The organism is Candidatus Angelobacter sp. (assembly GCA_035643775.1).
GTDB lineage: Bacteria > Bacteroidota > Bacteroidia > Flavobacteriales > Blattabacteriaceae > DASQPV01.
Genome location: DASQPV010000016.1, coordinates 146,051 through 160,946, shown reverse-complemented (window position 1 = coordinate 160,946; position 14,896 = coordinate 146,051). Strand labels below are relative to the sequence as shown.

The following is a 14,896-nucleotide window of genomic DNA, read 5'->3' as shown; positions in this document are numbered from 1 at the left end:
AAAAGTATTGCTATTTAAGAACAGCAAGAAGAGCAGTAACCACACCGAAAAGTGCTGCTCCCTCTATTAGAGCTGCAGAAATGATCATAGATGCCTGAATCTTTCCAGAAGCTTCAGGCTGTCTAGCAATAGCTTCCATCGCTGAACTCCCAATTTTTCCTATTCCAAATCCAGCACCTATAACAACTAATCCAGCACCTATAACGGTCAAACCAACGTATATAAAATTTGATTCCATTACTCTTCTAGCTGATGATGTTCCACAATAGTCATTCCAATAAACAAAGAAGATAAAACTGTAAAAATAAAAGATTGTAAAAAAGCAACCAATATTTCAAGAACTGAAACAAGTAGGGAAAAAGCTAATGAAAAGACTGCGATAGATATACTCTTTAAAATGAAAATGAGAAAAATAAAACTTATTAACACAATGTGGCCTGCGGTAACATTGGCAAATAGCCTAATGCATAATGTTATTGGTCTTATAAGTATCTCTGCTATTTCTATTGGAAATAAAATGAATCTTACAAAAAGAGGAACCCCCTCATTCCAAAGTACATGTTTCCAATAAGTTTTGCTAGAGTTGAAGTTTACCGTAAAAAAAGTTATACTAGATAAAGCTAATGTAACACTAATGTTTCCTGTAAAATTGGACGATCCAGGTAAAAGACCTAAAAGATTATTTATAAAAATAAAAAAAAATAGAGTTAATAAAAAAGGAAGATAAGAGTTATACTTTTCTACTCCCAGAGTAGGAATAGCAATTTCATCACGTACGAAAGAAACCGAAAATTCAAGAATTTTTTCAGATTTTTTTAGAAAAAAGACAAAAATAAATAGAATTAGAGAAGAAATTATAGACGTTAATACGTTTTTAGTTACTGAAAAATCTAATGGGTTTTCATTAACAGGATGGCCATATAAATCGAAAACTAAGTAGCCGTAATAATTAGTCTTGTATATTCTATCTTGAAAGAATCTGTAGTAGCAATGGTTGCCTTCTATGAATTTATTTCCATGATTAAATACTGACGAAAGAAAAATACGAAACCCTCTATCCCATAAAATTATAGGAAGAGAAATTATCATTTCTTTTCCAAAAATATGCCATTCATGAGCATCTTTTATATGATCTAAGATGCCCTTAGATGGATTAAAATGATTTGATTTCGGCGGAGAAGCGATCAAAAAAAATAGAAGAAAGGAAACATAATAAAAAAATATCTTCAAAAGTTTTTTATTTTAAAACCTCTTTTACGGTAGAGACTACTTCTTCTAGAGTAGGGTACCAATATTCCATCAAAGCAGATGAATAAATAGCTGGAACATCTGGTAATGTTATCCTTTTTATCGGAGCATAAAGACTATCAAAAGCTTTTTGTTGCAAAACATAGGATATTTCCGCAGAAATAGAAGCTAAAGGCCAAGATTCTTCAAGCAGAACTAGTCTATTCGTTTTCCTAACAGAAGTTAATATTGTATTATAATCCAAGGGACGTACTGTACGAAGATCAATTAACTCCACTTCAACATTATCTTCAGATAATTTTTCAATAACTTTAAAAGCTACTTTTAAAATTTTTCCAAATGAAACTAGCGTTACATCATCTCCTTTTTTTTTTACACTAGCTAGCCCAATAGGTACAAGATATTCTTCATCTGGAAGGAACATAGTTTCGCTATACATATGTTCAGATTCCATAAAAATAACAGGATCATCATCTCTAATAGCAGCCTTTAAAAGACCTTTCGCATCATAAGGATTTGAGGGAACGATTACCTTTAATCCAGGACAGTTAGCATACCAATTTTCAAAAGATTGAGAATGCGTTGCACCTAATTGTCCAGCGGATGCAGTGGGACCTCTAAAAACTATAGGAATATTCCACTGACCCCCACTCATTTGATAAATCTTAGCTGCATTATTTATAATCTGATCAATCGCTATTAAAGAAAAATTAAATGTCATAAATTCAATGATTGGCCTGCACCCATTCATTGCTGAACCAATTCCAATACCAGAAAATCCTAGTTCTGAAATTGGTGTATCTATTACTCTTGCAGGTCCAAACTCTTCCAGCATTCCTTGAGAAGTTTTATATGCTCCGTTGTATTCAGCTACTTCTTCTCCCATTAAATAAACGGTTGGATCCCTTCTCATTTCTTCACTCATAGCTTCCGATATAGCCTCTCTAAAAGTTACTTCTTTCATATTTCAGGGTTGAAATTTTCACTTTTAACAGGATAGAGTCATATGACTCTATGTTTTATGATAATTATGAGAAAAAATTATGAGAAAACTGGTTAAAAATTATTTTATAAGCTTAAGTAGATACTATGAACTTTATATACGGTATCCATCCATTAATAGAGGCTATTCAATCAGGTGTAAGGATCTATAAGATCTTAATGAAAAAAAGTTTTAATCAACAAAAGCTTATGCTTTTGATAAAAAGAAATGAAATTCCTCTTCAAATGGTTCCTATAGATAAACTCAATAGACTCACTAGAAAAAATCATCAAGGTGTTCTTGCGTTAATTTCTCCAATTAATTTTCATAGAATTGAAAATTTGTTACCTATTTTTTATGAAAATGGTAAAACTCCTTTACTGTTAATTTTAGACAGAATAACAGACGTACGAAATTTTGGGGCAATACTTCGTACTGCCGTATGTGCAGGGACAGATGCAGTTATAATTCCCACTAAAGAAACTCCCTATATTGGAGCAGACTCTATAAAAACTTCTTCAGGTGCAATTTTCAGAATACCTATTTGTAAAGAAAATGATCTAAAAAAAACTATTTTTTTTTTAAAAAATTCTGGAATTAGAATTTTAGCAGTTACTGAAAAAGCAAAAAGGCTTTTTTGGGAAGAAAATCTTACAGTACCCTTAGCCTTAATTTTGGGAAGTGAAAAAAATGGAATCCATAATAAATATATAACTATTTGCGATTATCAAATAAAAATTCCTGTGCAAGGTATTAATTCACTTAACGTTTCCACAGCATGCGGGATTGCCCTATATGAAACCTTGAGACAACGTACTATTCGCTCCTAAATTGAGGCAAAAATCGAAGATCATTATCAAAATATAATCGTATATCGTTTATTTGATAAAGCAAAAGTGCAATACGTTCAATCCCTATACCAAAAGCAAATCCAGAATAAACTTCTGGGTCTATTCCAACATTTTTCAAAACCTTTGGATTCACCAAACCGCAACCCAGAACTTCTAACCAAGGACCATTACTAGATAATTGGATATCTATTTCTGCACTAGGCGCTGTAAATGGAAAATAGGAAGGTCTTACTCTAATTTTTGAATTTACAAAAATAGAATGTTTCAAATATTGAATGGTTTGTTTTAGATCTGCGAAAGAAACCCCTTTATCCACAAATAACCCTTCAATTTGATGGAACATGCAATGCGAATGAGAGGATATTACTTCATTTCTATAAACTCTTCCATTAGAAATAATTCTAATTGGAGGGGGATTATTTTTCATGTATCTAATTTGAACTGAAGAAGTATGTGTTCGCAATAAAATATCCGTATTTTTTTCAATAAAAAAAGTGTCTTGCATTTCTCGAGCAGGATGCTGTTCAGGAAAATTTAAAGCAGTAAAATTATGCCAATCATCTTCAATTTCTGGCCCCTTGCATAAAAGAAATCCAATTCTTTCAAAAATTTTCACAATTTTATTCTTCACTTTAGAAATAGGATGTCTAGCTCCTAGTTCCCAAGAATAGCCTGGAAGGGTAAAGTCCATTTCCTCTGATTTTTTTTCTTCCTCTGAAAGTTCTTTCTTGTTCTTCTGTATTATATCCAATACAATACTTTTTAGCAGGTTAATGTTACCTCCAAACCTTTTTTTTTCTGTTTTTGAAAGATTTTTTAATTCTCCAAATAGGGTTGGAATTAGCCCATTTTTACCTAGGTACTTAATCCGGAAATCTTCGATATCTTGAAGCTTTACAGCTTGGAAACCTGACGCTTCTTTTTGAATTTCTTTTATTTTTTTTATCATATATGCTTCAATGAGAAAAAGAGATAAACTTCTTCAAGAAGTTATCGAATCTGAATATAAATACGGTTTCTATACAAATATTGAATGCGATAAGTTTGCAAAAGGGCTAAATGAGAAGGTTATCCATTCTATTTCTAAAAAAAAAAAAGAACCAGAATGGATGCTACAATGGAGGTTAGATGCCTTTTGCATTTGGAAAAAAATTTCAGAGCCTAAATGGGGTAATATAAAATATAAAAGGCAAAATTTTCAAGATATTAGTTATTATTCTGCACCTAAAACTAAATTGAATAGCTTGGAAGAAGTTGATCCTGAATTGAGGGATACCTTAAACAAGCTTGGGATTACTATTGAAGAACAAAAAAGACTTTCAGGTGTAGTTGCAGTAGATATTGTAATGGATTCCGTTTCGTTAGGTACGACCCTTAAAAAAATTCTTTTTGAAAAAGGTATAATTTTTTGCTCAATTAGCGAAGCTATTAGAAAATATCCAGAATTGATAAAAAAATACATAGGAAAAGTAGTGCCTAAAGATGATAATTTTTATTCGGCACTTAATTCTTCTGTATTTTCTGATGGATCTTTTTGTTATATTCCTTGCGGAATACGATGTCCAGTTGAGCTTTCTACCTATTTTAGGATCAATGAAAGTGGAACAGGACAGTTCGAAAGGACTCTTATTATAGCAGATAAAAATTCTTATGTAAGCTATCTTGAAGGATGTACAGCTCCTATACGAAATGAAACCCAATTACACGCAGCAGTAGTAGAACTTATTGCCTTAGAAAATTCAGAAATAAAGTATTCTACTATTCAAAATTGGTATCCAGGAAATAAAAAAGGCAAGGGAGGAGTATATAATTTTGTCACTAAAAGAGGTTTATGTGAAAAAAATGCTAAAATTTCTTGGACTCAAGTAGAAACAGGATCATCTATTACGTGGAAATATCCATCTTGCATTTTAAAAGGGGATAACTCTTTTGGAGAATTTTATTCTTTATCTATAACTAGGAATTTTCAGCAGGCTGATACAGGTACTAAAATGATCCACATTGGTAAAAACACAAGAAGCACTATTATTTCCAAAGGAGTTTCATCTGGAAAAGCGCAAAACAATTATAGAGGTTTAGTTAAAATATCTACAAAAGCAAAGAATGCAAGAAATTTTTCTCAATGTGATTCATTGCTACTCGGTAATAAGTGTGGAGCTCATACTTTTCCTTATATAGAAGTAAAAAACCCAGAGTCTATGGTTGAGCATGAAGCTTCTACCTCAAAAATAGAGGTCGAACAAATTTTTTATTGTGCTCAAAGAGGAATCGATAAAGAAAAAGCTATATCACTTATTATTGGGGGATTTAGTCGTATCGTTCTTAAAAAATTGCCACTGGAATTCGCAGTAGAAGCACAGAAACTTTTAGAAATATCTTTAGACGGAACAATAGGTTAATGTCTTTTATTATGTTAAAAATTATTGATTTGCATGTTTCTTTAGAAAACAAAGAAATTCTTAAAGGTGTTAATCTAGAAATACAAGCGAATCAAGTCCATGCTCTTATGGGGCCAAACGGTTCTGGAAAAAGCACGCTTTCATCAGTAATTGCTGGAAAAAAAGAGTATAAGGTTACAAAGGGAGCTATTTTTTTTGAAAAAAAAAACATTTTAGATATTTCTCCGGAAAGTAGAGCGCATTTGGGAATATTTCTTTCTTTTCAAGATCCAGTAGATATACCTGGAATATCTGTAATAAATTTTATCATAACTGCTGTGAATTCCTTCAGAAAAGCTAAAAAAATGGAAGAAATTCCATCAGTAGAAATTCTTAAAAAAGTTCGGAAGTATTCTAAAATACTAGGAATTGATGAAAAAATACTTTACAGGGCTGTTAACGAAGGTTTTTCTGGAGGTGAGAAAAAGCGTAATGAAATTCTTCAAATGAGTATTCTAAATCCTAAATTCATTATACTTGATGAAACGGATTCAGGATTAGATATAGATTCTCTTCGTGTTGTTTCCAATCTCATTAATGCAATGAGAAGTATTAAAAATGCTTTTTTAATAATTACTCATTATCAAAGAATTTTGGAATATGTGACTCCAGATTATGTCCATATTTTGGATAATGGAAAGATTATAAAATCAGGTGGAAAAGAAATCGCTTTTAATCTTGAAAAAATGGGATATGAATGTATTCGAAAAGAGCATAAAGTTTAGTTAATGGAAAATACCTCAGAATATATTTATCGTTTGCAATGTATAGCTTTTGATTTCTTTAGTAAGAAGGGCTTCCCTTCTAACATAGAAGAAGATTGGAAATACACTGATTTAAAAAAAATTATTTCAAAGGAATATGGGTTCTTTCTTACTGATAAACAGGAAGATAGATCTGAAGATATAAAAAAAAATCTATTCAAGAATTTTGATAGTTATCGTATAATTTTTGTCAATGGTGTTTTCCATTCTTCCCTATCTAAGATAATGAATAAAAACGTATTTAGATTATATGATGCCTTTTCAAGTTCAAGGCATCAATCAATCATTGAAAAATTTTACGCAAAAATTGCGCCTAAAAAGGAATCTTTGGTGGCTTTAAATACATCTTTTGCTAAAGATGGAGTTTATGTATATCTTCCAAAGAAAACATTAGTCAAAAAACCTATTGAAATCCTTTATTTTTTTACTTCTAAAATTAACTTTCCAAGAAATCTAATAGTCTTAGAAGAAGGTTCTTTTGTCCAGATTATAGAAAGACATCAATGTCTGAACAAGAAAAATGAAGCTTTAAATAATGCTTTAAATAATTCAGTTACAGAAATTTATGCATCTCCTAATAGTAAAATAAAATATCTTAAAATTCAAGATTTTCCTGTTAAAAGTTCATTGATGGACAATACTTTCATAGTTCAAAAAAAGAACAGTTCTTTCTCTATCCATACTTTTTCACTTAAAGGAAGTTTAATTAGAAATAATCTACATATTTCTCAGAATGATGAGGGAGTTAATTCTCAATTAAAGGGATTAAGCATTTCTCTAAAAGAGGGGATAATTGATAATCATACTTTAGTAGATCATCGTTATCCAACTTGCAATAGTTCTGAACTTTACAAAAGCATTTTTTATGGAAAAGCTAAAGGAGTTTTTAATGGAAAAATAGTAGTGCGTAAAAAAGCTAAAAAAATTAATGCTTTTCAAAAAAGTATTAATATTCTCCTATCTAAAGAATCTTGCATAAATGCAAAACCCCAGTTGGAAATATTTGCTGATGATGTTAAGTGCTCGCATGGTTGTACGGTTGGTCAGTTAAGCGAATCAGCTTTATTTTATTTACGATCTAGAGGAATCCCAGAAAAAAAGGCAAAGGATTTGATGCTACTCTCTTTCATTAAAGAAATATTAGATGATGATATGGAGTTCATTGGTAAAATGGTTCGTAAAAATCTCAATATCTTGGAATAAGAACTAAAATGTATTCAAAAGAAGAATTCATAAATATACGTGATCAATTTCCCATTTTGGAAAGAAATATTTACGGAAGACCATGCATTTACCTAGATAATGCAGCTACTACTCAAAAACCCAAAAAAGTAATTAAAGCCATAGAAGACTATTACAAAGAAATAAATTCCAATGTGCATAGGGGTACTCATTACCTGAGCCAGAAAGCGACTGAAACTATGGAAAAAAGCAGAATAAAAATCCAAAAATTCATTTGTGCTGAATATTCTAACGAGATTATTTTTACTAGAGGAACAACTGAAGCGATTAATTTAGTTGCATCTGGGATTATGCCCTTCATAAAAGAGGGAGATGAGATAATCGTTTCTCAAATGGAACACCATTCTAATATTGTACCTTGGCAAATAATTTGCCAGGTGACAGGAGCTCTTTTGAAAGTTATCCCTCTAGATAATAAGAATCAATTATGTATTGAAAGTTTTGAAAAACTGCTTTCAGATAAAGTGAAAATACTAGCGATTAGTCATATTTCCAATGTTTTAGGAATAGTTACTCCTATTCAATATTTCATTAAAAAAGCGCATCAATATGGAATTATAACTTTAATAGATGGAGCACAAGCTGTATGTAACGATTACGTAAATGTTCAGGATTTAGAAACTGATTTTTACGTATTTTCCGCACATAAAATGTATGGACCAACTGGTGTTGGTGTTCTTTATGGAAAAGAATCTTTTTTAGAAAAACTTTATCCTTTACACGGAGGAGGAGAAATGATCAAAGAAGTTATTTTTAAGAAAACTACTTATGCAGATTTACCATTTAGACAAGAAGCTGGAACTCCAAATATAGAGGGAATTATTGCCTTGTCTGCTTCCATTGATTTCATTAAGCAGATAAGAATGAAAAAAATAAAAAAACATGAAAAGTTCCTTTTGGATAGAACTATTGATGGGTTAAAAAATATAAAAGGAATTCTCTTATATGCAGATAATGAACCTAGATCTGGAATTATCTCTTTTAACCTTAAAGACGTTCATTCATTTGACGTGGGAAGTATTCTAGACCAGCTTGGAATTGCAGTCCGAACAGGATATCATTGCGCACAACCTTTAATGCGGTTTTTAGGTGTAAACGGAACTGTAAGAGTAAGTTTTTGCGTATATAATAACGATGAAGAAGTGGACCATTTATGCGAAGGAATTTTAAAAGCAAAAAAAATGCTTCTCTAGTAAAGCTCTTATTCATTCTAAAAGAATTCTAGAACATCTCCACTTAATAAATCGTTGTAATTTTTTATAGATACTCCGCATTCCTGTCCATTTTTCACTTCTTTTACATCTTCTTTAAAGATTTTGAGAGAACTGAGTTCTCCTGTATAAATAACAACTCCTCCTCTTATATGACGAACTTTAGCTGGTCTTATTATTTTCCCATGTGTAACTCCACATCCAGCTATGGATCCTACACTTGGTATTTTGAATACTTCTCGTATTTTAGCCTTTCCGATAATTTTATCTTTAGGCTTATGTAAATCTTCTATTATCCTTTTTATATCATCGATTAGGTTATAAATCACCGAATAAAGTTTCATTTGAACCCCTTCATAATTTTTAGACCTAAAAAGAGGTCGTACATTGAATCCAATAATAATAGCATTAGAAGACTTTGCTAAAAGAACATCTGACTCTTTAATAGATCCAACTTCCTTATGTATAATATTTACTTTTATTTCTTCAGTAGATAAACGAAGAAGAGCATCTATCAAAGCTTCTAAAGATCCATCTACATCTACCTTAAGGATTATTTTCAATTCTTTGAAATCTTTTAGAAAAAAGCGTTTTTCCACTTCATTCAACATTACCTTTTTTTGGATTCGCATCTTTTGTTCTCTGTTAAACTGGCCCCTACGGATAGCAATACTCTTCACTTCTTTTTCAGACTTGAAAACCCTAAATCTATCTCCTGCATTTGGAGCCCCATTTAATCCTATAATGGTAACTGGTTTTGATGGTCCAGCTTCCTGAATAGGAATTCTACGTTCATCTAGAATAACTTTCACTTTACCATAAAAAGATCCAGCTAATAGATAATCTCCAGTTCTAAGGGTCCCTTCCTGAATAAGAACCGTAGAAACATATCCTCTTCCTTTATCTATGGAAGATTCCAGTACAGTACCTGATGATAATTTATTAGGATTAGCTTTAAGATTCAGTATCTCAGATGCTGAGATAATTTTTTCCATTAATTTATCTATACCATATCCAGTTTTAGCTGATATTTCTTGGGTTGGAAATTTACCACCCCATTTTTCTACAAGTATATTCATATTAGCAAGTTGTTCATATATTTTTTCAATTTTATATCCAGTTTTATCTATTTTATTTATGGCAAAAATCATAGGGACACCGGCAGCTAGTGCGTGACTTATAGCTTCTTTAGTTTGAGGCATTACCTGAGCATCTACTGCAATCACAATAATTGCAATATCCGTAATTAGAACTCCTCTTGCTCGCATAGCAGTGAAGGCTTCGTGTCCTGGAGTATCAAGAAAAGTTACCTCAATCCCTTTTTTTACACTGTAAGCTCCTATATGCTGGGTTATTCCCCCATACTCTCCTGCAATTCTATTAGTATTTAGAATATAGTCTAGTAATGAGGTTTTTCCATGATCTACATGTCCCATTACAGATACAACAGGAGGCCTAGATTTTAGATCCTTTTCATTATCTTCTTTTTCCGAATTGAGAAAATCTATGAACTCAATTTTGTATCCAAATTCATCTGCAACAAGCAGAATCGTTTCAGCATTAAGACGCTGATTCATTGTTGCATGAATACCCAATGACATACAGGTAACAATAACTTCTCTTGGAGATACTTGCATCATGCAAGAAAACTCGTTTACCGTAATAAACTCGGTAACTTTCAATAGATTATTCTCCTTTTTATAATTCTTTTCTTTTCTTTTTTTTAAATTTTTTTTTCCTAATCTTTCTAATTGGTTAAGCTTTTTTTTATTTTTAAATTTTGATTTTTCTTGTTTTTTAGAATTATTTTCCTTTCTGTACCCCACTTTTTTAGTTTTTTATTACTGAGACGTTCTTTTTTAATTTTCATCATCTATATAAAATTTGAAGCGGGGGCAGGATTCGAACCTGCGACCTTCGGATTATGAGCCCGATGAACTACCTCTGCTCAACCCCACATTTATTGTAAAGATAAGAATTTTTAGAAAAAAAATCAAATTTTGTAAAAAAAGTACTATATAACTAAAAATAATAAATAATGCATTATGCGAGTTAGATTAATTAACTTCTACAATACGAATAATATACCCACGACTGGACTCGAACCAGCACATATTTTCAGATATCACCTCCTCAAGATGACGTGTCTACCAATTTCACCACGTGGGCTAAAATTTAAAAAAAAATGAAAATAGCATTGATTGGTTATGGAAAAATGGGAAAAGCTGTTGAAGAGATTGCTTTAAAACGTGGGCATCAAATCGTTTTTGCTTCTTCTTCTACTCCTGATTCTCAGAAACTTAATACATCAGAGGTGGTTCTAGAATTCAGTAGGCCTGAAGTAGCTTTTGAAAATATTAAAATTTGTTTAAAACACCATATCCCTATTGTTTCAGGTACAACAGGCTGGTTAGAAAAGTTTAAAGAGGTGGAATACATTTGTAGGGAATATAACGGATCTTTCTTGTATTCTTCTAATTTTAGTTTAGGAATGAATATATTTTTTGAGATTAATCGAAAACTGGCTAGATTCGGAAGGCCTTCCGAGTTTAAAGTAGAAATCCTCGAAATTCATCATGTTCAAAAGTTAGATTATCCAAGTGGAACATCTATATCCTTAGCTAAGGATATAGGATCTGAAAGTAGAAAAAAGTATAGTTGGATTTTCGGCAAATCAAAAAAAAAGGATAAAATATCTATTTTTTCAAAACGAATTGAAAACGTTCCAGGCACACATACGGTAACTTACAAATCTGCAGTTGAAGAAATCAAAATTACTCATAAAGCTTTTAGTCGTAAAGGGTTCGCTCTAGGTGCAGTACTAGCTTCAGAGTGGATTGTAAATAAAAAGGGATTTTTTTCTCTGAAAAATGTTTTAGGATAGGAATTGATATGAGTAATTATATCATTGTCTTTTTTCTCATCCAAGGGATTCATTTTCTGGGAACTTATAGGTTATATAAAAAAGCTGGAAGAAAATCTTGGGAAGCTGCTTTGCCTTTTTACAATCTTATTGTAATGCTAAAAATTGTAAATCGTCCAATTTATTGGTTTCCAATTTTCTTTGTCCCAATTATTTGCACAGTAATGTTACCTCTATTATGGATCGATTTTATTCAATGTTTTGGAAAAACTAGGAATAGAGACTATATTCTAGTGATCCTAACATTAGGTTTATATATTTTTTATTTGAACTATGATAATAATATCAATTTTTTGGCTCTAAAAAAAGAGCCCATTTTTTCAGTTTTTCTATCTTCTATAATTTTATCATCTTTTATTCACATATATCTTATTCAGCCATTTACAATCCCAACATCCTCAATGGAGAAAACTTTATTAGTTGGAGATTTTATTTTTGTAAGTAAAATACACTATGGATTACGCATACCAATAACTCCAATAAGTTTACCACTTTTGCATAACAGATTACCATTTTTTGGCATTCGTACTTATTTAAAGTGGATTAGATTACCCTACTTGCGTCTTCCATCTATAACTCACATTAAACGTTCTGATATAATCGTATTCAATTTTCCCCATTCATCTTATACCGAGACAGATAGAAAAGATCATTATATAAAACGATGTATAGCTATTCCAGGCGACACTTTAGAAATACGTAGATCTATTTTATTTATAAATGGTAAAAAAGAAAGATTGTCAAAAAATGCAAAAAGAAAATATTTATATATTATACGGACCTTAAGGTCACTAAACAAAATAATGCTTTCTGGAGTAGAAGCTAAATTAATAAGAACCCTTAATGAAGTAGTTTCAGTAAAGCGATATATTATACCAATATACAAAAGTCAAAAATTTTTATTTCCTAAAAATTTTAGTTGGAATTTAGACTTTTACGGTCCGTTAAAAATTCCTAAGAAAGGAGATCATATAATGCTAAATTCTGATAATATCAACCTTTATAAAGACATTATAAATATATATGAAAATAACTACTTAAAAATAAAAGGAAAAAAATTTTATATTAACAATATGGAAACTTATGAATATGTTTTTCATCAAAACTATTATTTCATGATAGGAGATAATTGGTATAATTCATTGGATTCCCGTTTTTGGGGATTTGTACCTGAAGACCATATTGTAGGAAAACCAATTTTTACTTGGATGAGTATTTATTGGGATAAAGAGAATCCCAATAACGTATTTAAATGTAAATTAAGATTGGAGAGAATAAAGTGCTTTTAGAATAAAATTCAAAATTTCCTTGTATTCTATAGGAGAAAACCATAGAATAGAAGAATCTCTTCTAAACCAGGTAATTTGTTTTTTAGCGTATTTACGAGAATTTTTTTTTATTTCATTTACAGCCTGATAAAAATCGTAATGTCCGTCTAGATAATAGAAAAATTCTTTATATCCTATAGTTTTTAAGGCATTTAAATGCCTACAATTAGACCATATACGTGCTTCTTCAAGTAAACCATTTTTTATCATTTTGTCAACTCTTTGATCTATTCTCTTAGAAAGTTCTGCAGTAGGCAATATAAGACCAATTTTAATAACCTTTATGTTTTTCCTTCTTCCTTTCTTTAGAAAATAAGAAAACGGCATACCACAAGATTCAATGACACTTAAAGCACGAATCATCCTATGTGGATTATTCAAGTCTACCGTTTTATAATAACATGGATCTCTCTTTTTAAGAGAATCTTGTAAAAAATGCAATCCCTTTCTTTGGTAGAATGAAATCCATAAGTTTTTTATTTCGCTAGATACTTCTGGAAAGATATCTAAACCTTCAAGTAGAGCTTTTCCATATAAACATGATCCACCTACAACGAATACTGCATTGTATCTTGAAAAGATTTCATCTAGCTTTTCTGAAGCATCTCTTTCAAAACTTCCTGCATTATAGGTTTGAAATACACTTAAGTGTTCTATGAAATGGTGGGGAATTATTTTAAGTTCTTCTTTTGAAGGTTTAGCAGTTCCAATTACAAGCTCTTTATAAAATTGTCTAGAATCACAAGATATAATTTCAAAACCTAAGGTTTTTGCAAGTAAAATTGAAAGAGATGTCTTGCCTACTGCCGTAGGACCGAATATTGATATTATATGCATAGTTTTGTTAGCTTTCCATAAAGCCAATAATCGGCTAAAACTAAGGCAGCCATAGATTCCACAATAGGGACAGCTCTAGGAAGAACACAAGGATCATGTCGTCCTTTTCCTTTGGAAAGGCATATGTTTTCATTTTTATCGATGGTTCTCTGTGTACTCATCAAAGTCGCTATTGGTTTGAAGGCTACGCTAAAATATATGTCAATTCCATTAGATATTCCACCTTGAATTCCTCCAGAAAAATTTTTTTTAGTGTTTCCATCAACGTTAAAAATATCATTATGATTATATCCCCTCATCTCTGATCCAGAGAATCCACTTCCGGATTCGAACCCTTTAGCTGCATTAATAGATAACATCGCGCTAGCTAATTCTGCATGAAGTTTATTAAAAATAGGCTCTCCTAGCCCTATTGGGACATTTTTAATAACACAACTTATTACTCCTCCTACGGAATCTCCAGATTTTCTCACTTTTTTAATTAAATCTATCATTTTACTGGAAATATCTGGATCTGGACAGCGAACTGGATTAGATTCTATAGAGTTGAGATTTAGATCCCTATAGTTTTTCTCTAAGCTAAAATACTCAACGGAAGAAACGTAAGCAATTATTTTTATGTCTTTTAGCAATTGTTTGGCAATAGATCCTGCAACTACTCTGCAAACTGTTTCTCTAGCAGAAGATCTTCCACCTCCTCTATAATCTCTTAATCCATATTTTTTATCATAAGTAAAATCCGAATGGGAAGGTCTATATATAGATTTTATATGATCATAATCTATTGATTTTTGATTTCTATTGTAAATAAAAAATCCAATAGGTGTCCCTGTCGTAATTCCATTAAAAATTCCGGAGAAGAAGATTACAAAATCATCTTCTCTACGTTGGGTCACAATGGATGATTGTCCAGGTTTTCTTCTAGATAGTTCGTATTGTATTTTTTCAAAATTTATTGAAAGTCCAGATGGACATCCATCTATAATTCCACCAATAGCTACTCCGTGACTATTACCAAAAGTGGTCAGCTTAAAAAGATTTCCGAAAGTATTCCCTGCCATATTTTAGAAAA

The 14,896-nt window shown here is 31.2% G+C and carries 14 protein-coding genes and 2 tRNA genes; 7 read left to right on the top strand and 9 right to left on the bottom strand.

All coding sequences use genetic code 11. From position 1 onward, the window contains the following. Positions 1–10: 10 nt before the first annotated feature. The 3 genes from atpE to VE128_01010 are packed head-to-tail and all read right to left on the bottom strand — an operon-like array spanning position 11 to position 2,212. The gene (atpE, locus tag VE128_01020; GenBank protein ID HZD84117.1) at positions 11–238 is read right to left on the bottom strand and encodes an ATP synthase F0 subunit C; all 228 of its coding nucleotides are present in this window, start codon (positions 236–238) and stop codon (positions 11–13) included. Then, entirely contained in the window at positions 238–1,230 is a 993-nt protein-coding gene (atpB, locus tag VE128_01015) for a F0F1 ATP synthase subunit A (GenBank protein ID HZD84116.1), read from the bottom strand. The genes atpE and atpB overlap by 1 nt, the downstream gene beginning before the upstream one ends. A 7-nt stretch (positions 1,231–1,237) precedes the next feature. Then, positions 1,238–2,212 carry a pyruvate dehydrogenase complex E1 component subunit beta gene (locus VE128_01010; GenBank protein ID HZD84115.1) on the bottom strand — a complete coding sequence of 325 codons (975 nt, stop codon included), beginning with the start codon at positions 2,210–2,212 and terminating at the stop codon, positions 1,238–1,240. A gap of 125 nt (positions 2,213–2,337) precedes the next feature. Here VE128_01010 and rlmB point away from each other — a divergent pair, with 125 nt between their 5' ends. Continuing rightward, on the top strand, positions 2,338–3,060 hold the full coding sequence (gene rlmB, locus VE128_01005; protein ID HZD84114.1) for a 23S rRNA (guanosine(2251)-2'-O)-methyltransferase RlmB: 723 nt from the start codon (positions 2,338–2,340) through the stop codon (positions 3,058–3,060). On the opposite strand, the gene pheS is transcribed toward rlmB, so the two are convergent. Next, positions 3,047–4,030, bottom strand: coding sequence for a phenylalanine--tRNA ligase subunit alpha (pheS, locus tag VE128_01000; GenBank protein ID HZD84113.1), 984 nt, complete (start codon positions 4,028–4,030; stop codon positions 3,047–3,049). The genes rlmB and pheS overlap by 14 nt on opposite strands. A gap of 10 nt (positions 4,031–4,040) precedes the next feature. Here pheS and sufB point away from each other — a divergent pair, with 10 nt between their 5' ends. The 4 genes from sufB to VE128_00980 are packed head-to-tail and all read left to right on the top strand — an operon-like array spanning position 4,041 to position 8,718. Beyond that, the gene (sufB, locus tag VE128_00995; GenBank protein ID HZD84112.1) at positions 4,041–5,480 is read left to right on the top strand and encodes a Fe-S cluster assembly protein SufB; all 1,440 of its coding nucleotides are present in this window, start codon (positions 4,041–4,043) and stop codon (positions 5,478–5,480) included. An 11-nt stretch (positions 5,481–5,491) separates the two neighbouring features. Then, the gene (gene sufC, locus VE128_00990; protein ID HZD84111.1) at positions 5,492–6,244 is read left to right on the top strand and encodes a Fe-S cluster assembly ATPase SufC; all 753 of its coding nucleotides are present in this window, start codon (positions 5,492–5,494) and stop codon (positions 6,242–6,244) included. Positions 6,245–6,247: 3 nt separating this feature from the next. Then, a complete protein-coding gene (sufD, locus tag VE128_00985) occupies positions 6,248–7,486 on the top strand; it encodes a Fe-S cluster assembly protein SufD (protein ID HZD84110.1) in 1,239 nt (412 codons plus the stop codon). Between the two features lie 8 nt (positions 7,487–7,494). Further along, complete coding sequence (locus VE128_00980; GenBank protein HZD84109.1) at positions 7,495–8,718, top strand: SufS family cysteine desulfurase; 1,224 nt, start codon at positions 7,495–7,497, stop codon at positions 8,716–8,718. Between the two features lie 17 nt (positions 8,719–8,735). Here the strand turns inward: VE128_00980 and infB are convergent, their stop codons facing one another. The 3 genes from infB to VE128_00965 form a co-directional block, all read right to left on the bottom strand. After that, complete coding sequence (infB, locus tag VE128_00975) at positions 8,736–10,562, bottom strand: translation initiation factor IF-2 (protein ID HZD84108.1); 1,827 nt, start codon at positions 10,560–10,562, stop codon at positions 8,736–8,738. Between the two features lie 61 nt (positions 10,563–10,623). Then, positions 10,624–10,695: transfer RNA gene (locus VE128_00970), tRNA-Met, on the bottom strand. Positions 10,696–10,821: 126 nt separating this feature from the next. Further along, positions 10,822–10,905 (bottom strand) — tRNA-Leu (locus VE128_00965). A 16-nt stretch (positions 10,906–10,921) separates the two neighbouring features. Between VE128_00965 and dapB the strand changes: the two genes are divergently transcribed. Then, the gene (gene dapB / locus VE128_00960) at positions 10,922–11,620 is read left to right on the top strand and encodes a 4-hydroxy-tetrahydrodipicolinate reductase (protein HZD84107.1); all 699 of its coding nucleotides are present in this window, start codon (positions 10,922–10,924) and stop codon (positions 11,618–11,620) included. An 8-nt stretch (positions 11,621–11,628) separates the two neighbouring features. Further along, complete coding sequence (lepB, locus tag VE128_00955; protein ID HZD84106.1) at positions 11,629–12,948, top strand: signal peptidase I; 1,320 nt, start codon at positions 11,629–11,631, stop codon at positions 12,946–12,948. Here lepB and miaA read toward each other — a convergent pair. Both miaA and aroC read right to left on the bottom strand, forming a co-directional pair. Beyond that, positions 12,919–13,824: a tRNA (adenosine(37)-N6)-dimethylallyltransferase MiaA gene (gene miaA, locus VE128_00950; protein ID HZD84105.1), complete on the bottom strand. Its 906-nt coding sequence runs from the start codon at positions 13,822–13,824 to the stop codon at positions 12,919–12,921. The genes lepB and miaA overlap by 30 nt on opposite strands. Beyond that, complete coding sequence (gene aroC / locus VE128_00945; protein ID HZD84104.1) at positions 13,815–14,885, bottom strand: chorismate synthase; 1,071 nt, start codon at positions 14,883–14,885, stop codon at positions 13,815–13,817. Before aroC ends, miaA begins: the two co-directional genes overlap by 10 nt. Positions 14,886–14,896: the final 11 nt, after the last annotated feature.